The organism is Micrococcus sp. KBS0714 (assembly GCF_002008305.4).
GTDB lineage: Bacteria > Actinomycetota > Actinomycetes > Actinomycetales > Micrococcaceae > Micrococcus > Micrococcus luteus.
The window spans coordinates 611,511-634,038 of record NZ_CP042169.1 but is presented as its reverse complement, the minus strand read 5'-3'; the positions used below and the strand labels follow the sequence as shown (position 1 = coordinate 634,038).

The 22,528-nt window shown below is 73.0% G+C and carries 21 protein-coding genes and 1 riboswitch; of the genes, 8 read left to right on the top strand and 13 right to left on the bottom strand.

The window, feature by feature from the left end:
* Nucleotides 1-5 precede the first annotated feature (5 nt).
* Nucleotides 6-1,160, top strand: a complete 1,155-nt coding sequence (locus tag B1A86_RS02865) for an ABC transporter ATP-binding protein (protein WP_197458565.1) — start codon at nucleotides 6-8, stop codon at nucleotides 1,158-1,160.
* 18 nt (nucleotides 1,161-1,178) lie between these two features.
* Here B1A86_RS02865 and B1A86_RS02860 read toward each other — a convergent pair whose 3' ends face one another.
* From B1A86_RS02860 to B1A86_RS02850, 3 genes are all read right to left on the bottom strand, one after another.
* Nucleotides 1,179-2,585, bottom strand: a complete 1,407-nt coding sequence (locus B1A86_RS02860; RefSeq protein ID WP_078025693.1) for a deoxyguanosinetriphosphate triphosphohydrolase — start codon at nucleotides 2,583-2,585, stop codon at nucleotides 1,179-1,181.
* Complete coding sequence (gene dusB, locus B1A86_RS02855) at nucleotides 2,578-3,873, bottom strand: tRNA dihydrouridine synthase DusB (protein ID WP_246836843.1); 1,296 nt, start codon at nucleotides 3,871-3,873, stop codon at nucleotides 2,578-2,580. The genes B1A86_RS02860 and dusB overlap by 8 nt, the downstream gene beginning before the upstream one ends.
* 119 nt (nucleotides 3,874-3,992) lie before the next feature.
* Nucleotides 3,993-4,409, bottom strand: a complete 417-nt coding sequence (locus B1A86_RS02850) for an ankyrin repeat domain-containing protein (protein ID WP_078025694.1) — start codon at nucleotides 4,407-4,409, stop codon at nucleotides 3,993-3,995.
* A gap of 139 nt (nucleotides 4,410-4,548) precedes the next feature.
* On the opposite strand from B1A86_RS02850, the gene B1A86_RS02845 reads away from it, so the two are divergent.
* Genes B1A86_RS02845 through B1A86_RS11675 form a run of 3 tightly spaced genes read left to right on the top strand, consistent with a single transcriptional unit; the run spans nucleotide 4,549 to nucleotide 6,884 of the window.
* Nucleotides 4,549-5,571, top strand: a complete 1,023-nt coding sequence (locus B1A86_RS02845; RefSeq protein WP_020628395.1) for an LLM class flavin-dependent oxidoreductase — start codon at nucleotides 4,549-4,551, stop codon at nucleotides 5,569-5,571.
* Nucleotides 5,568-6,035 (top strand): hypothetical protein, encoded by a 468-nt coding sequence (locus B1A86_RS11680; protein WP_206450901.1) that lies wholly within the window; start codon nucleotides 5,568-5,570, stop codon nucleotides 6,033-6,035. Before B1A86_RS02845 ends, B1A86_RS11680 begins: the two co-directional genes overlap by 4 nt.
* 18 nt (nucleotides 6,036-6,053) lie before the next feature.
* Nucleotides 6,054-6,884 (top strand): sugar MFS transporter, encoded by an 831-nt coding sequence (locus tag B1A86_RS11675; RefSeq protein ID WP_246836842.1) that lies wholly within the window; start codon nucleotides 6,054-6,056, stop codon nucleotides 6,882-6,884.
* 7 nt (nucleotides 6,885-6,891) lie between these two features.
* On the opposite strand, the gene B1A86_RS02835 is transcribed toward B1A86_RS11675, so the two are convergent.
* The 4 genes from B1A86_RS02835 to B1A86_RS02820 form a co-directional block, all read right to left on the bottom strand.
* On the bottom strand, nucleotides 6,892-7,518 hold the full coding sequence (locus B1A86_RS02835) for a cation transporter (RefSeq protein WP_246836841.1): 627 nt from the start codon (nucleotides 7,516-7,518) through the stop codon (nucleotides 6,892-6,894).
* 69 nt (nucleotides 7,519-7,587) lie between these two features.
* The gene (locus B1A86_RS02830) at nucleotides 7,588-8,976 is read right to left on the bottom strand and encodes an ATP-binding protein (RefSeq protein ID WP_078025696.1); all 1,389 of its coding nucleotides are present in this window, start codon (nucleotides 8,974-8,976) and stop codon (nucleotides 7,588-7,590) included.
* Nucleotides 8,977-9,087: 111 nt separating this feature from the next.
* Nucleotides 9,088-10,134, bottom strand: coding sequence for a GNAT family N-acetyltransferase (locus B1A86_RS02825; RefSeq protein WP_078025697.1), 1,047 nt, complete (start codon nucleotides 10,132-10,134; stop codon nucleotides 9,088-9,090).
* A 14-nt stretch (nucleotides 10,135-10,148) separates the two neighbouring features.
* Nucleotides 10,149-11,531, bottom strand: a complete 1,383-nt coding sequence (locus B1A86_RS02820) for a glycine--tRNA ligase (RefSeq protein WP_078025698.1) — start codon at nucleotides 11,529-11,531, stop codon at nucleotides 10,149-10,151.
* 141 nt (nucleotides 11,532-11,672) lie between these two features.
* Here B1A86_RS02820 and B1A86_RS02815 point away from each other — a divergent pair, with 141 nt between their 5' ends.
* Entirely contained in the window at nucleotides 11,673-11,915 is a 243-nt protein-coding gene (locus B1A86_RS02815; protein ID WP_036383564.1) for an RNA-binding S4 domain-containing protein, read from the top strand.
* A 52-nt stretch (nucleotides 11,916-11,967) separates the two neighbouring features.
* On the opposite strand, the gene B1A86_RS02810 is transcribed toward B1A86_RS02815, so the two are convergent.
* The gene (locus B1A86_RS02810; RefSeq protein WP_069941721.1) at nucleotides 11,968-12,660 is read right to left on the bottom strand and encodes an alpha/beta hydrolase; all 693 of its coding nucleotides are present in this window, start codon (nucleotides 12,658-12,660) and stop codon (nucleotides 11,968-11,970) included.
* A gap of 80 nt (nucleotides 12,661-12,740) precedes the next feature.
* Between B1A86_RS02810 and B1A86_RS02805 the strand changes: the two genes are divergently transcribed.
* Entirely contained in the window at nucleotides 12,741-13,634 is an 894-nt protein-coding gene (locus B1A86_RS02805; RefSeq protein ID WP_069941722.1) for an SGNH/GDSL hydrolase family protein, read from the top strand.
* A gap of 75 nt (nucleotides 13,635-13,709) precedes the next feature.
* On the opposite strand, the gene B1A86_RS02800 is transcribed toward B1A86_RS02805, so the two are convergent.
* Together B1A86_RS02800 and B1A86_RS02795 are read right to left on the bottom strand one after the other, a co-directional pair.
* Nucleotides 13,710-14,840: a homoserine O-acetyltransferase gene (locus B1A86_RS02800; RefSeq protein ID WP_036317585.1), complete on the bottom strand. Its 1,131-nt coding sequence runs from the start codon at nucleotides 14,838-14,840 to the stop codon at nucleotides 13,710-13,712.
* Nucleotides 14,837-16,204: an O-acetylhomoserine aminocarboxypropyltransferase/cysteine synthase family protein gene (locus tag B1A86_RS02795; protein ID WP_078025699.1), complete on the bottom strand. Its 1,368-nt coding sequence runs from the start codon at nucleotides 16,202-16,204 to the stop codon at nucleotides 14,837-14,839. The genes B1A86_RS02800 and B1A86_RS02795 overlap by 4 nt, the downstream gene beginning before the upstream one ends.
* Before the next feature lie 130 nt (nucleotides 16,205-16,334).
* A riboswitch (SAM riboswitch) is annotated at nucleotides 16,335-16,450 on the bottom strand.
* Nucleotides 16,451-16,627: 177 nt separating this feature from the next.
* Here B1A86_RS02795 and B1A86_RS02790 point away from each other — a divergent pair.
* Nucleotides 16,628-17,263 carry a VOC family protein gene (locus tag B1A86_RS02790; protein WP_078025700.1) on the top strand — a complete coding sequence of 212 codons (636 nt, stop codon included), beginning with the start codon at nucleotides 16,628-16,630 and terminating at the stop codon, nucleotides 17,261-17,263.
* A gap of 18 nt (nucleotides 17,264-17,281) precedes the next feature.
* Here B1A86_RS02790 and B1A86_RS02785 read toward each other — a convergent pair whose 3' ends face one another.
* A complete protein-coding gene (locus B1A86_RS02785) occupies nucleotides 17,282-18,169 on the bottom strand; it encodes a CPBP family intramembrane glutamic endopeptidase (RefSeq protein WP_078025701.1) in 888 nt (295 codons plus the stop codon).
* Between the two features lie 140 nt (nucleotides 18,170-18,309).
* On the opposite strand from B1A86_RS02785, the gene B1A86_RS02780 reads away from it, so the two are divergent.
* On the top strand, nucleotides 18,310-19,386 hold the full coding sequence (locus B1A86_RS02780) for a phosphotransferase (protein WP_078025702.1): 1,077 nt from the start codon (nucleotides 18,310-18,312) through the stop codon (nucleotides 19,384-19,386).
* A gap of 15 nt (nucleotides 19,387-19,401) precedes the next feature.
* Here B1A86_RS02780 and gatB read toward each other — a convergent pair whose 3' ends face one another.
* Together gatB and gatA are read right to left on the bottom strand one after the other, a co-directional pair.
* Nucleotides 19,402-20,907, bottom strand: coding sequence for an Asp-tRNA(Asn)/Glu-tRNA(Gln) amidotransferase subunit GatB (gene gatB / locus B1A86_RS02775; protein WP_078025703.1), 1,506 nt, complete (start codon nucleotides 20,905-20,907; stop codon nucleotides 19,402-19,404).
* Complete coding sequence (gatA, locus tag B1A86_RS02770; protein WP_210411805.1) at nucleotides 20,904-22,520, bottom strand: Asp-tRNA(Asn)/Glu-tRNA(Gln) amidotransferase subunit GatA; 1,617 nt, start codon at nucleotides 22,518-22,520, stop codon at nucleotides 20,904-20,906. The genes gatB and gatA overlap by 4 nt, the downstream gene beginning before the upstream one ends.
* Between the last annotated feature and the right edge of the window lie 8 nt (nucleotides 22,521-22,528).

The following is a 22,528-nucleotide window of genomic DNA, read 5'->3' as shown; positions in this document are numbered from 1 at the left end:
CCGCCATGCCCTCCCCCGCCGCCTCGACCCGCGCGTCCCGCCCGGCCGGTCCCCGGCCCGGCGTCGGCCACGCCGTGTCCGTGGCCGACCTCGGCGCCTCCTACGGGGAGGGGCCCGTCCTGGAGGGCGTGCAGTTCGACCTGGAGCCGGGCGAGCTGCTCGCCGTGCTCGGCCCCTCCGGCTGCGGGAAGACCACGCTGCTGCGCTGCCTGGCCGGCTTCGAGCGCATCGAGTCCGGCCGCATCAGCCTTGCCGGCTCCGTGGTGGCCCTGCCCCGCGTGCACGTGCCCGCCCACCGCCGGCACGTGGCCGTGGTGCCCCAGGACGGCGCCCTGTTCCCGCACCTGAGCGTGGCGGAGAACGTGGGCTTCGGGCTGCGCCGCCGCCGGCCCGGGCGGATGGCCCGCATCCAGGAGTGCCTCGAGCTCGTGGACCTCGCCGGCCACGGCGAGCGCATGCCGCACGAGCTCTCCGGCGGCCAGCAGCAGCGCGTGGCCCTGGCCCGGGCGATGGCCCCGCGCCCGCCGCTGATCCTGCTGGACGAGCCCTTCGGCGCCCTCGACGCCTCCCTGCGCAGCGGCCTGCGCCGGGACGTGCGCCAGGCGCTGAAGGAGGACGGCGCCACGGCCGTGCTCGTCACCCACGACCAGTCCGAGGCCCTGTCCATGGCCGACCGCGCGGCCGTGATGCGGGCCGGGCGCCTGCGCCAGCTGGGCACGCCGGACGAGGTGTACGCGCACCCGGCCGACGCCTGGGTCGCCGCGTTCGTCGGGGAGGCCTCCCTGCTGCCGCTGCTGGACGTGACCGGGCCGGAGCGCGACGGCGGCCGGCGGATCGGGCGCACCGCCCTCGGCCCGGTGCCCCTGCACGGGGCGCGTGCGGCCACGGCTGTGCCCGGGGACCTCGTGGTGGTCCGCCCCGAGCACGTGCGCGGCACCCTCGACCCGACCGTTGACGTGGACGGGGTCGAGGCCGCGCGCGTCTGGACGCCCGCCACCGTGGTGGACGTGGACTACCGCGGCCACGACTCGGTGGCCACGGTCCAGCTGGCCGACGGCACCCGGGCCCAGGCCCGCGTGGAGGGGGCGCTGCCCCCGCTCGACGCCGCCTGCGGGGTCCGGCTCGCGGGCCCGTGCGCCGTCGTCGCCCCGGGCGAGTGACCGGCCCGGGGCGGCCCCTCAGATCCAGACGCGCCGGAACTCCGCGCCCTGCACCAGGGTGTGATGCCACTCGACGGCGGTCGAATCGGTGAGCGAGGCGATCTGGTCGATCACCACGCGCCGCCGGGCGGCGTCGTCGGGGGCCTGCGCCCAGTCGAACGTGAACATCGGCTCGAGGTACCGGTCCCCCGTCGCGTCGAGCAGCGCCACGAGCTCCGCGAGCACCTCGCGCTGCCGCGCGTAGAGCGGCTGGCGCTGCTCGGCGGTCATCACGTAGGCCGCCGCGATGCCCTTCATCACGGCGATCTCGGTCTCCGTCTCCTCGGGCACCACGACGTCGGCCCCGTGGCGGGTCAGCGGCTCGTTGCCGAACACCTGGCGCGTGGCGTCGAAGGCGGCGCTGCAGAACCGGCCGATCAGCTGGCTCGTCATGTCCTTCATCGCCGCGAGCGCCCGCCGGGAGCCGTCCATCTCGGAGACCCACACGTCGGTGGCCTCGAGGCGGGCCAGGGCCGCGTCGACCTCGGCCGGGTCCGTGTGCGGCAGGTACCACTGGCGGGTGGTCTCCACGACGCGCTCCCGGTGCTCCGGGATGGCCAGCCACTTGAGCTGGAACACGGCGTTGACCACGCCGTCCTCGACGTCGTGCACGGAGTAGGAGATGTCGTCCGCGAGGTCCATGACCTGGGCCTCCATGGACGTGCGCGTGCCGGGCACCCCGGCGCGGAACCAGCGGAACACGGGCAGGTCGTCCTCGTAGACGCCGAACTTGCGCGAGCGCGTGCCGTCGGGGCGCAGCGGGGCGTCCTCACGGGTCCACGGGTACTTGCATGCGGCGTCGAGGGCGGCGCGCGTGAGGTTCAGGCCCGCGGAGGAGCCGTCCGCGAAGAGCTTCTTCTGCTCGAGGCGGGCCAGCAGCCGCAGGGTCTGGGCGTTGCCCTCGAAGCCGCCGACGTCCTCGCTGAGCGCGTCGAGCGCCTTCTCCCCGTTGTGCCCGAAGGGCGGGTGGCCGAGGTCGTGGGACAGGCAGGCGGTGTCCACGAGGTCGGGGTCGCAGCCCAGCGACCTACCGAGCTCACGCCCCACCTGCGCCACCTCGAGCGAGTGCGTCAGGCGGGTGCGGGCGAAGTCGTCCGCGTCCGGGGCGACCACCTGGGTCTTGGCCCCCAGCCGGCGCAGGCCCGCGGAGTGCAGCACGCGGGCACGGTCCCGCTCGAAGTCCGAGCGGTACGAGGACTTGGGCGGCTCGGGCAGCCACCGCTCCCGGTCCCACGGCGGGTAGCCGGGGGTCTGCACGGCGCGACCGGCATACGGGGGCCGGCCCTCCGGGCCGAACAGCACCGGCTGGTGGGCGGCACCGGTCCAGGGCGACGACGGCGCGGCGGGCGCTCCGGCGGCGGGCTCCGGCGTCGTGGGCTCAGCCACCGGAGACGTCCAGCTCGGCGGCCTGGATCATGGCCTGCTGCTCGGCATTGAGCTCGCGGGAGTCGAGCCAGCCGTCCGGCAGGTGCGGGCGCTTGGGGGCGCCGGCCCGGCCGCGGGGGCCCTCGGCGGCCTCGCCCGGGTAGGGCTGGTCCCGGTCCACGCGGGCGAGGATCTCGCGCATCGTGGCGAGGTCCGGGACGGTGGACAGCGCGGTGCGGATCTCCGAGCCCACGGGGTAGCCCTTTAAGTACCACGCCACGTGCTTGCGGATGTCCCGCAGCGCCTTCGTCTCGTCGCCGCCGAAGGTGTCCACGAGCAGCTCAGCGTGGCGGTACAGCGTGTCCGCGACCATGCCCAGGGTCGGCTGGAACCGGTCCTGCCGGCCCTCGAACGCGGCCTGCAGGTCCCCGAACAGCCAGGGCCTTCCCTGGCAGCCGCGGCCGATCACGACGCCGTCCACGCCGGTCTGCTCGACCATCGCGATGGCGTCCTCCGCGGACCAGATGTCGCCGTTGCCGAGCACGGGGATGTCCGGCAGGGCCTCGCGCAGCCGGGCGATGTCGTCCCACACGGCGGTGCCCGAGTAGAACTGGCGGGTGGTGCGGCCGTGGAGGGCGACGGCGGCGACGCCGAGGTCGCGGGCCGTGCGGCCGGCGTCGAGGAAGGTCAGGTGGTCCTCGTCGATGCCGCGGCGCATCTTCACGGTCACCGGGATGTCCTTCTTGGCCGCCTCGGTCACGGCCGCCTTGACGATGGAGGCGAACAGCTCCGCCTTCCACGGCAGGGCGGAGCCGCCGCCGCGCCGGGTCACCTTGGGCACGGGGCAGCCGAAGTTCATGTCGATGTGGTCGCAGCGGTCCTCCTCGACCAGCATCCGCACCGCGGCGCCGGTGGTGACCGGATCCACCGAGTAGAGCTGGACGGAGCGGGGCACCTCGTCCGGGTCGTGCTGGATGATCCGCATCGACTCGGGCTTGCGCTCCACGAGAGCCCGGGCGGTGACCATTTCGTTCACGTAGAGGCCGCCGCCGTACTCCCGGCACAGGCGCCGGAACGCGGTGTTCGTGATGCCGGCCATCGGGGCGAGCACCACGGGGACGTCGATGGTCAGCGGTCCCAGCCGCAGCGGGGGCAGGGTCAGGCGGTCCGTCGTCGGGGCGGGGTGGCGGGCCTCGTGGAGCTGATCGTCGTCGGTGATGCGTCGACCCGCACCGGCGGACTTGGCGTAGTGCGCGACGTCGTCGGCGTCGGTCACCGCCGCGGCGGGGAGGGTGTGGGAAGAAGTCATGTCGGATCCCATTCTTCCATTCCGCCCGGCACCCGCGTCACCGTGCCCCACGACGAGGCCCGCTGGGAGGCGATCACCGAGGCACCCCGCCGGGACGGGCAGACCGTCCTCCCGGCGGGTCAGGCCTCCGACGGCGGCGCCGCGCCCCCGCCGTCGAGCACCGCCAGCAGGTCAGCACCGGCGAACATCTGAGCGGTCTGGCGCGCCGAGGGGGTGCCCGCGTCCGGGTCCGCACCGGCCGCGAGCAGATGCCGCATCGAGGCGACATCCCGCTTGAACGTGGCGCAGGTCAGGGCGCGCTGGCCGCGATCGTTGGCGTGCTCGATCTCGGCGCCGGCCTCGATCAGCATCGCCACCGTGTCCGGGTGCTCGTGATAGGCGGCGAGCGTGAGGAAGGAGTCGCCCGCGTGGTTGCGCAGGCGCGTGCTCACCCCGGCGTCCAGGTACGCCTTCAGCTGGGCCGTGTCCCCGTCACGCGCCATGTCGAAGAGCCGGTTCGCCAGCTCGATGTCCTTCTCGCTCCACTGCTCACTCATGCCCGCCAGTATGGCGGACGCCGCGACGATCGACCGCTCCGCAGCGACATCTCCGCGGGTCTGCCCGCAGGTGATGTCGCCGGCCGGCGGTCAGACGAGCACCGGGAACAGCCCCGCCCGCCCCGCGGTTGCACCCGGCATGACCCGCAAGCACCTCGGCTTCCTCAACTTCGGCCACTGGATCCACCGTCCCGGCGCCGAACCGGACGCGCGGCAGGCCCTCGACGACGTCGTCGCCATGGCCGTGGCCGCCGAGGACGCCGGGCTCGACGGCGCCTGGCTGCGCGTCCACCACTTCCAGCGGATGTTCTCCTCGCCGTTCCCGATCCTCGCCGCGATGGCCGCCCGCACCGAGCGGATCAGCCTCGGCACCGGCGTGATCGACCTGCGGTATGAGAACCCCCTGTACATGGCCGAGGCCGCGGCCACCACGGACCTCATCTCCGGCGGCCGGCTCGAGCTCGGCGTCTCCCGCGGCTCACCCGAGGCCGCCCTCGACGGCCAGGCGCAGTTCGGCTACGCCCTCGACGAGGGGCAGACCTGGGCCGACGTGACCCGAGAGCGCGGACGCCGGTTCCTCTCGGCCGTGCGCGGCGAGGGCATCGCGACGCCGGACCTCACCTCCGGCTGGGCGCACAGCTCGCAGCCGCTGCGGATCGAGCCGCACTCCCCCGGGCTCGCGGACCGCATCTGGTGGGGGTCCGGCTCCGTGGGCTCGGTGGCCGGCGCCGCCACGGACGGCTACAACATGCTCTCCTCCACCCTGCTCCTGCAGGACGACGGCCGCCCCTTCCACGTCCAGCAGGCCGACCAGATCGCGCGCTACCGGGAGGCCTTCGCCGCGGCCGGCCACGCCGGTCCGGGCCGCACGGCGGTCACGCGCTCCGCGTTCGTCATCCAGGACCGGGAGGACGAGCTGTACTTCGGCCGGGAGCGGGCCTCGCGCGACTCCTCCGGCATGCTCGAGGGCGGCGCCGCCCGCTCCGGCCCGACCTATGCCGGGTCCGCCGAGGAGGTCGCGGAGAAGCTCGCCGCCGACGACGCCGTCGCCGCCGCCGACTGGGTCCTGTTCGCCAACCCCAACCAGCTCGGGGTCGAGTACAACGCGAAGATCTTCGCCGGCTGGGCGGAGGTCTGGCGCCTGCTCGGCTGGGATGCATGAGCGAGGCCCCGCCGCACCTCCCGACCGCCGACGACGGCGTCGCCCGAGCCCGTCGCGCGCGCTGGGCCGTCACCGCCGCCTTCGCGACGAACGGCGCCCTGCTCGGCGCGCTCATCCCGCACTACCCGGAGGCCAAGGCCGCGTTCGGCCTGGACCCGGCCGCGTTCGGCCTGCTCGTCATCGCGCTCGCCGTGGGCGGCACGCTCGCCGGGCCCCTGCCCGCCCCGATCCTGCGCCGGTTCGGCGCCCGCCGCGTCATGCTCGCCGGCAGCGTGGCCATCGCCCTGCTCACGACGGCGGCCGGTCTCGTCCTCGACATCGCCGGGGCGGGCGCGGGGGCCGGGCACGGTGCGGGCACGGCCGCGGCCTGGCTGCTGTGGGTCTTCGCGGGCCTCGTCCTGGCCTCGGGCGTGCTCGACGCCGTCGTGGACACCGCCCAGAACGCGCAGGGCCTGCAGGTGTAGACCCGGCTGGCCCGGCCCGTGCTCACGACCATGCACGCCGGCTGGAGCCTCGGAGCGGCCGCTGGTGCCGGGCTCGGTGCGGCGGTCATCACCGTGGGCGGCCCCGCGGCCCTGCACCTGGGGCTCAACGGCGCCGTGTGCGTCGCGGTGCTGCTGGGGGTCCGGCGCCTGTTCCTGGCGGAGGCTCCCGTGGACTCGGCGTCCGCCCGCGGCGCCGCGGATCAGTCACCCGCACCGTCGGAGACGTCCGCCCCGCCTGCCCCGGCCGCCCAAGCCCTCCCCCGCCGCGCCGCCGTGGCCGTGCTCGTCCCCGCCGTGGTGATCGCGATGGCCGGGTTCGGCGTGGAGGAGTTCGGCAACGCGTGGGCCACCCTGTTCCTGATCACGGAGCGCGGCCTGGACCCCGCCGCGGCGGTGCTCGGCGCGTCGACGCTGCTGGGCGCGCAGTTCGTCGGCCGCCTCGCGGGCGACCGCACCCTCGCCGTCCTGGGACGCCGCGGGGCGCTGACGGCGGGGCTGGGCGCCGTCGTCGTGGGGCTGGGACTGGCCCTGGCGCCGCTGCCGGGGCCGGTGGCCGTGCCTGCCGCGTTCGCGGGGCTGGCGCTGGCGGGGCTGGGGTGCGCCGTGGTGGTGCCCGTGGCCTATGCGCTCGGCGACGAGGCGCCCGGGCTCCGGCCGCAGACCGGGCTGGCGGTGACGAGCTGGTGCATGCGGCTGGCCGGGGTCGGGCTCAGCCCGGCGGTCGGGGCACTGGCCGGCGCCGTCGGTCTGGCACCGGCGCTGACGGTGTTCCTGGGCCTGGCCGCCGTCGGGACGGTGCTCGCCGCCCGGCTGCCCGCCGCCCCGTAGGAACCGCTCAGTCGTCGTCGACCTCGCCGGCGAGGGCCTGGGCCGCCAGGTGCTCCTCGGTCGCGGCCTCCCAGATCTCCTTGGCGGCGGAGCCGTTGAGCAGCACGAGAAGCACGCCCACGATGATGTCCGCCCAGCCCGATGCCGTCAGCACCGTGATCCCGGACAGGGCGATCAGCACGGCACCGGCCACGAGGTCGTTGCGCGCCGCGAGCCAGGCCGCCCGGGTGAGGGACCCGCCGTCGGTGCGGACGCGGGCCAGCAGGGCCACGCACACGAGGTTCACGAGGAGCGAGCCGACGGCCGCCCCCAGCAGCACGCCCGCGGCCGGCGGGTCGGGGTCGCCGATCTTCGTGGCCGCCATGACGAGCGCCGCCACGGCCGGCAGCACGATGATCCCGGCCATGACCTTGCCGATGACCGCCTGCCGGGCCGCCGTCCACCCGAGCGCCACGAAGATCAGCAGGTTGACGGCGAAGTCCTCGAAGAAGTCGACGGAGTCCGCCACGAGGGCCACCGAGCCGATCCCCAGGGCCAGGATGATCTCGACCACCAGGTAGGCGCCGTTGAGCAGGGCCACCGCGAGGACGGTGCCCCGCAGGGCGCGGACGCGGGCGGGGTCCTCGGTCGTCACCAACCCGGCCAAACATGTCAGGTTATCCACTTTCCCGACCACTCCGCCCGAATTGACCCTCGAATCCAATTAGCGATTTCCCTCTTGCGCCGCGGCCTCCGCACGCGCTCGATACGCGTAGCCACGCTTTGCCGTACCCGGCACATGCTCGATTTCTCCCGTCCCGACGAGACCTTGCAGGATTTTCTTCATCTTTGACTCGGATTCAATTCCAACGAGGTTCCTCGCCTCCTGATTACGAATCTGAGAGTGCTCAGCCAGGTACTCCATAATTTGCTGCTCCGGGCTTGCGAGACTCTGGTGTCGGATTGTTACCATCACCGAGTTTTCCAACTCTTCGATAATCGGCTCTTTCAGGTTGAACTTTCGCATGGACTCAAAGGCGGTGTTCAACCCTTCGCCAACATCCTTATTGGGAGGATCTACAAATCGGTTGATGTTACGAACAAGATGGCCGTTACGGCTGAGGCGCTCCTCCAAAATGTTCTTAAGGGTAATGTGCCCAGGAAGGCGCCCCGGGCTCTGGACCTCAACACGATTTTCAAAGATTCTTACGTGAATGTCGTCTTGAATGCTGTAATCGCGATGTAGAACAGCATTCGTGATCACTTCATGCAAAGTTTCCCGAGGATATCGGACCTGCCTCAAACCGTCCACATCTAGGAACTGGGCTTGATTAATGATGTCGATCGTCTGATCGACTGCCTCATAAATCTGTCCGTAAAGATATCCCTCCACCGTAACCGGGTCGGAGTAGAGTTGGTCCCGATGGGCAACGCTGCTCGTATATCTATAAATTTTTATCCCACAACGTTTAGGCAACATGGCCTGAGGAAGCTCCGCAAACAGCAGGGCCGAAGCGACCGTAGGCTTACCTCCCCTAATCAACTGCTGCCTCTTAAGATACAGTTCAGGATCCGTAGGAGAAGGGTCATTTACCAGGAATTTAATAATGTGGGTTGAATTCGTGACTTCTTCCATATCCACATTAAGCGTTTCCTCCTCAAAGGACTCCAGGCCCTTCAACCTTCGGAGAGTCTGCAGCCCCTCCTCGGAGTCCACAGGAACATTCTGCGCTCCAACCCGCTTGTAAACCTTCCCGCTGGAGTCACTTCTAACTTGCCTAGATTTCAAGGCATTGATACGCAAGACATATCCAGACTCATTTTGAGCAGTTATAAATTCTGCATTCCAGTCTGCGCCAAATGGGGAGACTTCTTCGAACGCCTGAAGATGTCCATTGAACTCCTCCGGATCCGCAGCCCCCTGCCATGATTGAGTGCCGTCCGTCTCTGCAATTCCAACATAGATATCCCCTCCGTCGGAATTACAGAAGGCCGCTAGGGAGCGGGTCAATTTGCCGGGAGCAACATCCGTTCTCTTGTAGTCAAGAAAGTGACCCTCAGCTCTAGATAGAAGGGCCATCAATTGAGTTTGATCAAGCTGTATCACATCCATGCGACTAAGATATCAGCGAGGCTCTAAGCCGTCTACGCCTTGCCGCGCCTCTCGATGTCCAGCTGAGTCATAACGATCAGGTCTAGCCACCACAGATATTGATATTGGATGTCATGCGGGGTCGGTGGCCCAGATGCGGGTGTCTACGAGGGTCGCGGCCGCCCGCTGGGCGATCAGCCCGTCGAGGATCGGCTCGAGCGCCGTCATGGCCTCGTCCACCTCCACCTGTACGGGGTGCTGGGCCACGAGCATGGCCAGCAGCTGTCCGGCGGCCAGCTGGGCCTGATCCAGCGGCAGCTCCGGGTCCCAGCCGAGGAACACGTCCGCGGGGGCGTCCTGGCGCTCGGCCGTGTAGGAAACGGCGAAGGCCTGGACCGCCCCGCCCTCCTCACGCGGCGCGTCCCGGAGGACGACGGCGCCCGAGGCCCCGGTGGCCGGGCCCAGGATCAGCTGCTGGGCCGCTCCCACGGACATCTGCGCGGGGTCCCAGCCGTGGACCGCGTCGTAGAACGCGGCCACCGCGCGCGTCAGCTCGACCGATCCGGTGGCGGCGTCCTCCAGCACGGCGCCCTCGGGGTGGTCCTCGTCCCGCAGCGGGGGCAGGGCGATCGAGCCCGGCGCCACCGCCACGCGGCGGGAGCGCTGCACGGGGCTGAACGCGGCGGCCACGAGGAACGCCTCGGTGCCCGCCACCTGCGCGGCGTGGGCCTCCCCGGCCTCCTCGCCGGCGGCCGGAGCGGTCGCCTCGGCGGCGTCCGCGCTGCGGCCCGTCGCCACGGCCACCCGCGAGGCGACCGCGAAGCGCGTCTTGAGGTGCGTCGTCGTCACCTGGCCGGCGGCGTGGGCCTGCTCCACCGCGTCCCGCAAGGCCCCGAGCAGGGCCGAGCCGATCCCCCGGCGGCGGGCCGTGGGGGCCACCTCGAGGTAGAGCCACAGCCGGCGCGGGTGCAGGGCCTGGGCGACCACGGTGCCGGCGCCCACCGGCACGCCGTCGTCCTCGGCCACGAGCGTGTGCCGCCACGGGGTGTCCGCGTCCGGGGCGAGCATGGCACGGTCCTGGTGCTGCTGGACGTCGGCGGGGTCGCCCCACACCTCGAGCAGGCGCAGGTCGTCGCCCTCGGCCCACGGGCGCAGGGTGACGCCTGCGGGCAGGTCCATGCTGTGCTCCCCGCTCACTTGACCAGGCGCTCCAGCAGGTAGGACTTCACCTGGGACAGCGCCACGCGCTCCTGGGCCATGGTGTCCCGCTCGCGGATGGTCACGGCCTGGTCCTCGAGGGTGTCGAAGTCCACGGTGATGCAGAACGGGGTGCCGATCTCGTCCTGGCGGCGGTAGCGACGGCCGATCGCGCCGGAGTCGTCCGTCTCGATGTTCCAGAGGGTGCGCAGCTCCGCCGCGAGGGACTGGGTGGTCGGCTGCAGCTCGGGCTTCTTCGACAGCGGGAGCACGGCGGCCTTGACCGGGGCCAGGCGCGGGTCCAGCTTGAGCACGGTGCGCACGTCCACGCCGCCCTTGGCGTTCGGGGCCTCGTCCTCGGCGTAGGCGTCCACGAGGAACGCCATCATGGCGCGGGTCAGACCGAAGGACGGCTCGATCACGTACGGGGTGTAGTGCTCGTTGTTGGCCTGGTCGAAGTACTGCATCTTGGTGCCCGAGTGCTCGGTGTGCCGCCCGAGGTCGTAGTCGGTGCGGTTCGCGATGCCCATCAGCTCGCCCCAGCCGTCGCCGCCGGTGAACCCGAAGTCGTACTCGAGGTCGATCGTGGCGTCGGAGTAGTGCGCCCGCTCGTCCGCGGGGACGTCGAACTTCCGCAGGTGCGCGGGGTCGATGCCGAGGTCGATGAACCAGTCCCAGCAGTCCTCGACCCAGCGGTCGAAGTGCTGGCCCGCCTCGGCCGGCGGCACGAAGTACTCGATCTCCATCTGCTCGAACTCACGGGTGCGGAAGATGAAGTTGCCCGGGGTGATCTCGTTGCGGAACGCCTTGCCGATCTGGCCGATGCCGAACGGCGGCTTCTTCCGGGCCGCGCCCAGCACGTTGAGGAAGTTCACGAAGATGCCCTGCGCCGTCTCCGGGCGCATGTAGTGCAGGCCCTCCTCGTTGTCCACGGGGCCGAGGTAGGTCTTGACCAGGCCCGAGAACAGCTGCGGCTCGGTCCAGGCGCCCTGGGTGCCGCAGTCCGGGCACACGATCTCGGCCATGCCCTCGGCCGGCCGGCCCTTCTTGGCCTCGAACGCCTCGAGCAGGTGGTCCTGGCGGTGGCGCCTGTGGCACTGGGTGCACTCCACGAGCGGGTCGGTGAAGGTCTCGACGTGGCCGGAGGCCTCCCACACCGCGCGCGGCAGGATGATGGAGGAGTCCAGGCCCACCATGTCCTCGCGGGAGCGCACGAAGGTCTTCCACCATTCCGCCTTGATGTTCTCCTTCAGCTCCACACCCAGGGGCCCGTAGTCCCACGCGGAGCGCGAACCGCCGTAGATCTCACCGGCCTGGAACACGAAGCCTCGGCGCTTGGCGAGGTTGATGACGTTGTCCAGCGGGGACTTGGCAGCCATGGGGGCATCACTTCCGTACTCATCGGCGGGGCGGGAGGGGATCACGACGACGACGGCGCCCGGCCGCCTTCGAGGCGGCGGGCCCGTTCCGGCGCGGCGCGCCGGTCGATCCCGTCCAGCCTACCGGCCATGATGGACACCATGACCGAGACGAACGCACCCGACGCCCAGCCCCTGCCCATCCGTGACGAGTCCATCCGCCTCGGCCAGGCGCTCAAGCTCGCCTCCCTCGTGGAGGACGGGGCCATGGCCCGCGACGTCGTCACCGACGGGCTCGTCACCGTCAACGGCGCGGTGGAGACGCGCCGCGGCGCCCAGCTGCACGACGGGGACGTCGTGGAGTTCGCCGGCGAGGCGTTCGTCGTCCAGGCCGAGCAGGCCTGAGCCGGCGCCCCGGCAGGCCACCGCGGCGCCGTCGTCGAGCGGGCCCGGTGCGTCAGCCGCGGGGCGGCACCATGTGTGCGAGGTACTCCTTCACGTGGCCCAGCTCCTGCTCGTTGATCGCGTGGCCGAGCCCGGCGTAGACGATCTTCATGAGGTCCACGTGGGCGTTCAGCCAGGCATGGGTCTCCTCGACCCGGGGCTCGGAGATGATCGGGTCCTCCTGGCCGCGGCCCCAGAAGACCTTCGGCCGGACGCGGGCGACGTCGTCGTCGCGGGTGAACAGCTCGCGCAGCCGCGGCTCGTCCAGCTCCGGGTCCACCACGAAGCCGGACAGCGCCACGGTGCACGCGTAGGCCTCCGGGTCCAGGCGCAGCAGCGACGTGGCCATCGCCATGCCCTGTGAGAAGCCCAGCAGGGAGACGGTGCGGAAGTCCCCGCGCACGGCCTGCACCCAGGCGTGCAGGGCCTCGACGGCCTCGCGCACCGGCTCGGCGGTGGAGCCCAGCTCGCCCGTGACGGGGTCCTGGGAGAGCGGGAACCAGGCGTGGGAGCCCGGCTGCAGGGGCAGGGGCGCGCGCACGGCGGCCACCGTGACGTGCTCGGGCAGGTGCGGGACGAGGCCGAACAGGTCGTCCTCGTTCGCGCCGTAGCCGTGCAGGACGATCAGCAGGTCCTCGGTGCGCTCGCCCTCGGGGCGGGACCAGCGGACGACGGGCTCGACGGCGGGGGTGGGGTTCGCGTTCACGCCCGCCAGCCTAGCGAGCGGCACGGTCGGCCCCTCCCGGAGGTTGACCCCTCCTGCACGACGCGGGCAGAATCCTACCCGTGGGTAACCCATCCTCCTCTCAGCCTCCGCACGCCTCCGACGCGACCCCGGTCGACGACCCCGCCGCCCATCCCTGGCGCCGCTACGTCGCCATCGGGGACTCGTTCTCCGAGGGCATCGGCGACCCGGACCCGGACCGCCCCGGCTACCACCGCGGCTGGGCCGACCGCCTGGCCGAGGAGCTCTCCCGCCTGACCCCGCCCGGTGAGGACCTGGCCTACGCCAACCTGGCGGTCCGCGGGAAGCTGTTGGACCAGATCGCCGAGGACCAGGTGGAGCCGGCGATCGCCCTGCGGCCGGACCTCATCAGCGTCTGCGCGGGCGGCAACGACATCCTGCGCGGCGCGGACCCGGACGAGATCGCGGCCCGGCTGGACGCCGTCGTCGAGCGCCTGGCCTCCGCCGGGGCCACCGTGCTGCTGTTCAACGCGACCGACGTGAAGGGCACGCCCGTCATCGGCCGCATCCGCGGCACCGTGGCGATCTACAACGAGAACGTGCGCACCATCGCGCTGCGGCACGACGCGCTGGTGCCGGACATGTGGTCGCTCAAGGATCTCGCCCGGCGGGAGATGTGGGCCGAGGACCGCCTGCACTTCTCTGCGCTCGGCCACCACACGATCGCCGCGATGGTGCTGGACACCCTCGGCGTGGAGCACGGCCTCGAGCACCTGCGCCTCTCCCCGCCGGCGCCGCGCACGTGGCGCGCGGCCCGCGCGTCGGACGCCGCGTGGGTGCGCACGCACCTGGCGCCGTGGGTGGTCCGCCGCCTCCGCGGCGTCTCCTCCGGCGACGGCGTCACGGCCAAGCGCCCCGTCCCCGAGCCGCTCTTCGGCGCGCCGATGCCGCAGGGCTCGGACCACACCGAGCCGCTGGACATCGTCGAGCCCTGAGCCCCGCCGGCGGGGACCGGTGGCCGTTTCCCGAACGACAGTGCCGCGACACGCCGCCGTTTCCCGAACGAAAGCTCAGAGGGCGAGGGTGCGCTTGAGCGTGTCGGCCACCTGGCCGTATTCGGTGAGGAACCCGTCGTGGCCGATGGGCGAGGCGATCGTGTGCACCGGCGGCCGCGCGGGCAGCGCCGCCGCGAGCGCCTCGGACTCGGCCGGCAGGTAGAGCCGGTCCGAGTCGACGGCGGCCACGAACGCCCGGCCCCGGTAGTCCGCGAGCGCCGCCGCCACGCCGCCGCGCCCGCGCCCGACGTCGTGGCCCATGAGGGCCTCGGTGACCACGAGGTAGGAGTTCGCGTCGAACCGGTCGGCGAGCTTGGCCGCCTGGTGGTCCAGGTAGGACTCCACGGCGTAGCGCCCGCGCCCGCCCGGCACCCCGACGACGGCGCCGAACGGGTCCTCGACGCCCTGCGGTTCCCGGCCGAACCGCTGGCCGAGCTCGCCCGCCGTGCGGTAGGTGGTGTGGGCGATGCGCCGGGCGATGCCCAGGCCGGCCACGGGGCCGGGGCCGGGGTAGTAGTCGCCGCCCTGGAAGTCCGGGTCGAGGCGGATGGCCGCGGTCTGCGCCTGGCCCCACGCGATCTGGTCGGCGGAGGAGGCCGCGGTGGCGGCCAGCACGCCCACCCCGGCGACGCGCGCGGGGTGGGTCGCGGCCCACTCGAGGGCGCGGGCCCCGCCCATCGATCCGCCGATCACGGCACGCCAGGCGCCGATCCCGAGGTGGTCGGCCAGGCGCCGCTCGGCCTCGACCGCGTCCCGCAGCGTGAGGAACGGGAACCGGGAGCCCCAGGGCCGCCCGTCGGGGGCCGGCGTCGAGGGCCCGGTGGAGCCGTGGCAGCCGCCGATCATGGCGGGGGCGACCACGAACCACCGGTCCGTGTCCACGGCGCGGCCCGGGCCGACGAGGGCGTCCCACCAGCCCGGCGTCGGGTCCTCCTCGTGCGCGGCCACGTGCGCGTCGCCGGTGAGGGCGTGCAGCACGAGCACGGCGTTGGAGCCGTCGGCGGCGAGGGTGCCCCAGGTCTCGTAGGTCAGCTCGACGTCGGGCAGCAGCCCGCCGGTCTCGGTGCGCAGCTCGCCGACCCGCAGACGGTGGCGGCCGCCGCGGGGCAGCGCGGTGCGCGACGGACGCGTGGCGACGGCGGTCATGCCCGCTCCCCCGCGTCGTCGTCGCCGCGGCGAGCGGCGGCCGCGAAGCCGCGCTCGAGGTCGGCGAGGATGTCCTCGACGTCCTCCACGCCGAGCGAGAGCCGCACCAGGCCGGGGGTGACGCCGGCGGCGCGCTGCTCGTCGTCGGTGAGCTGGGAGTGGGTGGTCGAGGCCGGGTGCACCACGAGCGAGCGGACGTCGCCGATGTTGGCCACATGGTGGTGCAGGGTGAGCCCGTCCACGAACGCGGCCCCGGCCTCGCGGCCGCCCGCGATCTCGAAGGAGACGAACGCGCCCGCGCCCTTCGGCAGGTAGCGCTGGGCCCGCTCATGCCACGGGCTGGACTCCAGGCCGGCGTAGACCACGTGCTCGACGTCGTCGCGACCCTCCAGCCAGCCCGCCACCGCGGCCGCGTTGGCCACCTGCCGCTCCATGCGCAGGGACAGGGTCTCCAGGCCGAGGTTCACCAGGAACGCGTTGAACGGGGAGATGGCCGAGCCGTAGTCGCGCAGCAGCTGCACGCGCGCCTTGAGGATGAAGGCCAGGTTGGCGCCGAGCGGCGAGCCCACCCCGAGGTCCCGCGCGTAGACGAGGCCGTGGTACGACTCGTCCGGCTCGTTGAAGCCGGGGTACCGCTCGGCGTGCTGCGCGTAGTCGAACGTGCCGGCGTCGACGATCACGCCCGCGATGGCCGCGGCGTGCCCGCCGAGGTACTTCGTGGCGGAGTGGGTGACGACGTCGGCGCCGTGCTCGATCGGTCGCAGCAGGTACGGGGTGGCCAGCGTGTTGTCCACGATCAGCGGCACGCCGGCCTCGTGGGCGGCGTCGGCGACGGCGCGCACGTCCAGGACGTCCCCGCGCGGGTTGCCGAGGGTCTCGCCGAAGAACGCCGTGGTGTTCGGCCGGACGGCGGCGCGCCAGGACTCGAGGTCGTCCGGGTCGGTCACGAACGTCGTCTCGACGCCGACCTTGGCGAGGGTGTGCTTGAACAGGTTCTGCGTGCCGCCGTAGAGGCTGGCCGAGGCGACCACGTGGTCGCCGGCGCCGGCGAGGTTGAGGATCGCGAACGTCGTCGCCGCCTGACCGGAGGCCAGCAGCAGCGCACCCACACCGCCCTCGAGCGCGGCGATCTTCTCCTCCACCGGGCCCTGCGTCGGGTTGCCGATGCGGGTGTAGAGCGGGTCGAGGTCCTTGAGCGCGAACCGGTCCGCGGCCACCTGGGCGGACGGGAAGTCGTACGAGGTGGTCTGGAAGATCGGCAGGGCGGTCGCACCGAAGGCGTGCTGGCCGACGGCGACGCCCGCGTGGACCTGCGCGGTGGAGAAGCCCCAGGCGTCGGGGGTCGGGGTGGTCTGGTCGGTCATGGCGGACCCTCCTGAGGGGTTCAGGGGCCGGACCCGGCCGCCCCGCCCGCCGGCCGACGTGCCGATTCGCGGACCGGCGTCGTCGAGGTGCCGGAGATGACCCGGCGCCGTCGAGAGGGGCCGTGGGATCGGCCCGCGCTTGCCGGCGTCCGTTGTGGGGCCGGCCTGGTCGTCACCCGGGGCACCCCACCGCGGAAGGAGGGTTGCCGGTCAGCATGCCGGGGCCTGTTGCTGACTCTCGTGACCGTGCCTCCGAGTGTAGCCCGCCGCCCCGCCACGATTTCGTCACGCGTGTCACCCGCGGATACGCTCTCCGCACGGGGCGCCCGACCCGTCAAGGGCTCGACGCCCCGCGACTCGCACCAGGTCAACCCCCGGGGCAGCCCGGGAACGGAGAGGAACAGCGCAGTGCACACCTGTCGCATGGACCACGTGTCCTACGCCGCCGGCCCCGAGGGCCTGGACGCCACGGTCGCCCGCATCGCCGAGACGCTGGGCATCGAGCGGATCAAGGGCGGTGTCCACCCCCGCTTCGGCACGCAGAACGCCCTGTTCCCCATGGCGGGCAGGCAGTATCTGGAGGTCGTCGAGGCCCTGGACCACCCGGCCTCCCTCAGCGCGCCGTTCGGCCAGCTCGTGCGCGCCCGCACCGAGCAGGGCGGCGGCTGGATGAGCTGGGCGGTGGCCACCACGGACATCGGCCGGTTCGAGCGCCGCCTCGGCCGTGAGGCCGTCCCCGGCAACCGTCGCTTCCCGGACGGCCGGGAGCTGTCCTGGCGGCAGATCGGCGTCAAGGGAACCCTCGCGGACCCGCAGCTGCCGTTCATCCTGCGCTGGGCCGACGGTCAGGAGGACATGCACCCCTCGCAGGCGGCCGAGCCGCAGGCCACCATCGAGCGCCTGAACATCGCCGGCTCCCCCGAGCGCCTCGCCGAGTGGCTCGGCGACGACGAGGACGGCCAGGTCCAGGACGTGAACATCGAGTACGTCGCGCCCTCCGGCACCCCGGGCATCGTCTCGGTCACCTTCCGCACCCCGAAGGGCGAGGTCACGCTCTGAGCGCGGGGGCGGGGCCGCTCAGCCGAGCAGCCCCGCCCGCGCCAGCAGCGGGTAGCCGACGAACCCGACGGCGTCCAGCAGCGTGTGCGCGATGACCAGCGGCATCACCCGGCGCACCCGCAGGAACACGAGCGCGAACACCACGCCCATCAGGGCGTTGCCCACGCCCGGCCCGATCCCCTGGTACAGGTGGTACGCCCCGCGCAGCAGCGCGAGGGCGAGCACCACGACGGCCGCGCGGGTCGGCAGGTACAGCCCCTCGGCGCTCACCCACGACGACGGCACGGCCGGCGCCGGATCGCGCGCCAGGCCCGCGGCGCGCAGCCGCTGCAGATACCCGAGCCGGTCGACGAGCCAGGCACCCACGATGACCTCCTCCAGCAGTCCGTGCCGCAGCGCGGAGAGCAGCAGGACCGGCACCTGGTACCAGCTCTCCCCGAGCGCCGAGCCGACGATCGCCGTCGTGATCCCCAGGGCCCGGCCGGCGGCGTAGACGCCGAGCGTGCCCAGCCCGATGGCCGCGAACAGGCCCAGGCCCCAGGCCAGGTCGCGGCCGGGGCGGCGCAGGTCGAGGCCGAGCACCCGGAACGGGTTCCGGCCACGCAGGTGCATCAGGTGCAGCACGAGGGCCACCGGCACGAGCGCGAACCCGATGCCGAGCAGCTGATAGGTCAGGTCGAACGCCCAGCGGTCGGCCAGGGCCGGGTTGAGGACGGTGGTCTGCTCGCCGAGCGGGGCCTGGGTGGCCTTGTCGATGAGCTGGACGATCGCGTAGACCGCCGACTTCCCCAGGGAGAGGCCGAGGACGATCGCGATCTCCCACCGCACCGTGCGCGCCGAGGGGGCGGGCAGCGCGGGGGCGGGTCGGACGGCCGGGGTGCGGGACGTGCGCGGGGTGGCGGGCATGCCCTCCAGTATCGGCCCGCCCCTCTCCCCCCGGGCGCTTTCGAACGTGAGGTGGGGCCTTTCTCCCGTTCGAAAGTCCCCATTCCCCCGATGTCACGTTCGAAAGTCCGGGAGGGCGGAGGGAGGGTTAGCGTGGTCGTGTGGTCTCCCCGCCTGCCCCCAGCGAGCTCGAGCTGGTCCACCGCGCCCTGCAGCACCTCCGCCCCGGCCTCGACCCCGCCCTCGCCCGCCGGCTCCGCACAGCCGACTGGGCCGCGGCGTCCGTGGAGGAGGGCGGGCAGTTCCACCGCGTGCTGGTGCTCGAGGACGTCGGCGTCCTCCGGATGACGCGGGCCCACGAGGTCGGCGCCGCCCCCGCCGCGCGGTGGGCGCCCGAGCGGGACCCCGCGGCGCACCTGCCCCGGCGCCTGGCCCTCCTCGACGGGCTCGCCTCGGCCCTGGCCGAGCGCGACGTGTCGTGGGCCGTCCCGGTCGCCCTCTCGGATCCCGTCTCCGCGGGCCCGGGCGCCGCGGTGCTGCAGCGCTTCCTCCCGGGCGGCCCGTACCCGCCGCACGAAGGCGATCCGGACGTGCTGCGCGGCGTCCTCGACGACCTCGCCGCCGTGGACGTCACCGACCCGCGGATCGCCCCGCACCTCGGCCGCCCGTTCGCCTTCCGCGGCCCGTGGACGCCGGCGCGCGCCCGGCACGTCGCGGCGCTGCCGGGGGCGGTCGCCGCGCGCCTGGGCGCATGGGAGGGCCACGACGTCGACGCACGGCTGGGCGCCGAGGCGTGGCCGGACGCGGTGGCCGCCCTCACGGACGCGGTGACGACGTGGACCGCCGCGCCGCCCGTGCCGCCGTCGCTGGTGCACGGCGACCTGGCCGGGCACAACATGCGCTGGCGTGCCGTGCCCGAGGACGAGGACCCGCGCGCCCCGCTGCGCTGGGCGCTGGCCGGTGTGCTCGACTGGGACCTCGCGTGCGCGTGGGGCCCGGCCCTCAACGTCGCCTACCTGGCGTTGTGGCACGGCGAGCAGAAGGTGCCCGACCTGGCCCGGGACGCGGCCGAGGCGCGGCGGGCCCGCGTGTGGCTCGGGGCGATGGCCATGGAGACGCTCGACGACGCGGCGGCCCGGGACGCGATCGTCGGCGGGCTGGCCGCGGGGTCCTGGCGGCGTCTGCTGCGCAAGACCCTGCCCCGCGTGGCGCGGGCCCTCACCGCCCTGGACGGCTGAGGGCCCGCGCGGTCGTCAGGACACGCCCAGGCGCTCCAGGACGATCTCGCGGACGCGGCCGGCGTCGGCCTGCCCGCGGGTGGCCTTCATGACCGGGCCGATCAGGGCGCCGACGGCGGCCATCTTGCCGCCCTTGATCTTCTCGGCCACGTCCGGGTTGGCGGCGATCGCGGCGTCGACGGCCTCGGTGAGCGCGCCGTCGTCGGACACCACGGCCAGGCCCTTCGCCGCGACGACCTCCTTCGGGGCGCCCTCGCCGTCGGCCACCAGACCGAGCACCTGCTTGGCGATCTTGTCGTTGATCGTCTTCGCGGCGATCAGCTCCTCGACCTCCACCACGTGCGCCGGGGTGATCCCCAGCTCGGCGACGGCGACCTCGCGGACGTTCGCCAGGCGGGCGATCTCGCCCATCCACCACTTGCGGGCGGCCGCCGCGGAGGCGCCGGCCTCCACGGTCGCGACGATCTCGTCCAGGACGCCGGCGTTGACGACGTCGCGGAACTCCTCGTCCGAGAAGCCCCACTCGGCCTTGAGCCGCTTGTTCCGCACGGCCGGCAGCTCGGGCATGGCCGCGCGCACGCGCTCGACCCACGCGGCGTCCACGTGCACGGGCACGAGGTCCGGCTCGGGGAAGTACCGGTAGTCGTCCGCGTCCGACTTCGGGCGGCCCGAGGTGGTGCTGCGGGTGTCCTCGTGCCAGTGGCGGGTCTCCTGCGTCACGGTGCCGCCCGCGGCGAGCACCGCGGCCTGGCGCTGGATCTCGTGGGTGACCGCGTGCTGCACGGCGCGCGTGGAGTTCACGTTCTTCGTCTCGGTGCGGGTGCCGAACTCGGTGGCGCCCTTGGGCATCAGCGAGACGTTCGCGTCGCAGCGGACGTTGCCGCGCTCCATCCGCGCGTCGGAGATGTCGATGGCCTGCACGATGTCCCGGATCGCGGTGACGTAGGCGCGGGCCAGCTCGGGGGCCCGCGCACCGGCGCCGACGATCGGCTTGGTGACGATCTCGATGAGCGGCACGCCCGCACGGTTGTAGTCGACGAGGGACGCGGAGGCGCCCTGGATCCGCCCGGAGCCGCCCACGTGGGTGAGCTTGCCGGCGTCGTCCTCGAGGTGCGCGCGCTCGATCTCCACGCGGAAGACCTCGCCGTCCTCCAGCTCGACGTCCAGGTGGCCGTCGAAGACGATCGGCTCGTCGTACTGGGAGGTCTGGAAGTTCTTCGGCGTGTCCGGGTAGAAGTAGTTCTTCCGCGCGAACCGGCAGGTCTCGGCGACCTGCGCGTCCAGGGCCACGCCCAGGCGGATCGCGTACTCCACGACCTTGCGGTTGAGCACCGGCAGGGTGCCGGGCAGGCCGAGGTCGAGCGGGGTCACGTTCGTGTTCGGCTCGTCGCCGAACGCGTTGGGCGCCGAGGAGAAGATCTTCGTGGCGGTGTTCAGCTCCACGTGCACCTCGAAGCCCAGCACCGGGTCGAAGCGCTCCATCGCCTCCGCGAAGTCCATGGTCTGTTCTGCGTGGCTCATGCCCGGCCTCCTGCCGTGGTCGCGGTGGTGGCGCGCTGCGCGCCCTTCTCCAGCTCGGGGGCCTCGGCCCACACCGGCCCGCCCCGGCGCTCGGCCACGAGGCGTTCGAGCGCGGCGCCGGCCTCGTACAGGCGGGCGTCCTCGCGCGCGGGCGCCATCAGCTGCAGGCCGTAGGGCAGCCCGTCGACGACGCCGCCCGGCACGGACATGCCCGGGACGCCGGCGAGGTTGGCCGGGATGGTGGCCAGGTCGTTGACGTACATGGTCATCGGGTCGTCCGTCTTGGCGCCCAGCTCGAACGCCGGGGTCGGCGCGGTGGGCGTGAGGAGGACGTCCACCCGCTCGAAGGCGCGGGCGAAGTCCTGCTGCACGAGCGTGCGGACCTTCTGCGCGGAGCCGTAGTAGGCGTCGTAGTAACCGGCGGAGAGCGCGTAGGTGCCCAGGATGATGCGGCGCTTGACCTCGGCGCCGAAGCCGGCGGCGCGGGTGGCGCCCATGACCTGCTCGATCGTGCCGCCGCCGTCGGGCACCACGCGGTGGCCGTAGCGGACGCCGTCGAAGCGGGCCAGGTTGGAGGAGGCCTCCGAGGGCATGATCAGGTAGTACGCGCCGAGGGCGGCGTCGAAGCTGGGGCAGGAGACCTCCACGATCTCCGCGCCGGCCTCACGCAGGGCCGCGACGTGCTCGTCGAAACCGGCCCGGATGCCCGGGTGGAACGCCTCCGCCGGCAGGTCCGTCACGACGCCGATGCGCAGCCCCGCCAGGTCACGGCCGCGGGCCGCGGCGGTCAGGTCCGCCGGCGCGTCGGCCAGGGACGTGGAGTCCTGCGGGTCGTGGCCGCCGATGACCTGCTGCAGCGCCGCGGCGTCGGCCACGGTGCGGGCGGCGGGGCCGATCTGGTCCAGCGAGGAGGCCATGGCGATCAGGCCGTACCGGGACACGGCGCCGTAGGTGGGCTTCACGCCGACCGTGCCGGTGAACGCGGCGGGCTCACGCACGGAGCCGCCGGTGTCCGAGCCGAGGGCGAAGGGGGCCAGGAAGGCGGCCACGGCGGCCGCCGACCCGCCGCCCGAGCCGCCGGGCACCCGGTCCCCGTCCCACGGGTTGCGGGTGATGCCGAACGCGGAGTGCTCGGTGGAGCCGCCCATCGCGAACTCGTCGAGGTTGGTCTTGCCGAGGATCGGCAGGCGGGCCTCGCGGAGGCGGGCCACCACCGTGGCGTCGTACGGGCTGAACCAGCCCTCGAGCATGCGGGAGGCGGCCGTGGTCGGCTGGCCGCGCGTGACGATGTTGTCCTTCACGGCCACGGGCACGCCGGCCAGCGGGTGCAGGGCGTCGGCCTCGGGGCCGCCGGCGGCACGGATCGCGTCCACCTCGGCGGCGACGGCGAGGGCCTCGTCCGTGTTCACGTGGAGGTAGGCGCGCACGCCGCGGTCGCCGGCGGCGTCGGCGCGCACGTCGCCGTCGTGGGCGGCGATGCGGTCCAGGTGGGTCTGGACGAGCTCCACGGAGGTGGTGGTGCCGGCGCGCAGGCGCTCGGCCATCTGCAGCGCGGTGAGCCGGACGAGCTCGTCGGCGCCGATGGTCGCGTTCACATCGAACGTCTCGGTCATGGGGGTGA

Coding starts and splice junctions, on each gene's coding strand:
- B1A86_RS02865 (WP_197458565.1), top strand. CDS start 6: ATGCCCTCCCCCGCCGCCTCGACCCGCGCGTCCCGCCCGGCCGGTCCC.
- dusB (WP_246836843.1), bottom strand. CDS start 3,873: ATGACTTCTTCCCACACCCTCCCCGCCGCGGCGGTGACCGACGCCGAC.
- B1A86_RS02850 (WP_078025694.1), bottom strand. CDS start 4,409: ATGAGTGAGCAGTGGAGCGAGAAGGACATCGAGCTGGCGAACCGGCTC.
- B1A86_RS02845 (WP_020628395.1), top strand. CDS start 4,549: ATGACCCGCAAGCACCTCGGCTTCCTCAACTTCGGCCACTGGATCCAC.
- B1A86_RS11680 (WP_206450901.1), top strand. CDS start 5,568: ATGAGCGAGGCCCCGCCGCACCTCCCGACCGCCGACGACGGCGTCGCC.
- B1A86_RS02830 (WP_078025696.1), bottom strand. CDS start 8,976: ATGGATGTGATACAGCTTGATCAAACTCAATTGATGGCCCTTCTATCT.
- B1A86_RS02825 (WP_078025697.1), bottom strand. CDS start 10,134: ATGGACCTGCCCGCAGGCGTCACCCTGCGCCCGTGGGCCGAGGGCGAC.
- B1A86_RS02820 (WP_078025698.1), bottom strand. CDS start 11,531: ATGGCTGCCAAGTCCCCGCTGGACAACGTCATCAACCTCGCCAAGCGC.
- B1A86_RS02815 (WP_036383564.1), top strand. CDS start 11,673: ATGACCGAGACGAACGCACCCGACGCCCAGCCCCTGCCCATCCGTGAC.
- B1A86_RS02800 (WP_036317585.1), bottom strand. CDS start 14,840: ATGACCGCCGTCGCCACGCGTCCGTCGCGCACCGCGCTGCCCCGCGGC.
- B1A86_RS02795 (WP_078025699.1), bottom strand. CDS start 16,204: ATGACCGACCAGACCACCCCGACCCCCGACGCCTGGGGCTTCTCCACC.
- B1A86_RS02790 (WP_078025700.1), top strand. CDS start 16,628: ATGGACCACGTGTCCTACGCCGCCGGCCCCGAGGGCCTGGACGCCACG.
- B1A86_RS02785 (WP_078025701.1), bottom strand. CDS start 18,169: ATGCCCGCCACCCCGCGCACGTCCCGCACCCCGGCCGTCCGACCCGCC.
- gatB (WP_078025703.1), bottom strand. CDS start 20,907: ATGAGCCACGCAGAACAGACCATGGACTTCGCGGAGGCGATGGAGCGC.
- gatA (WP_210411805.1), bottom strand. CDS start 22,520: ATGACCGAGACGTTCGATGTGAACGCGACCATCGGCGCCGACGAGCTC.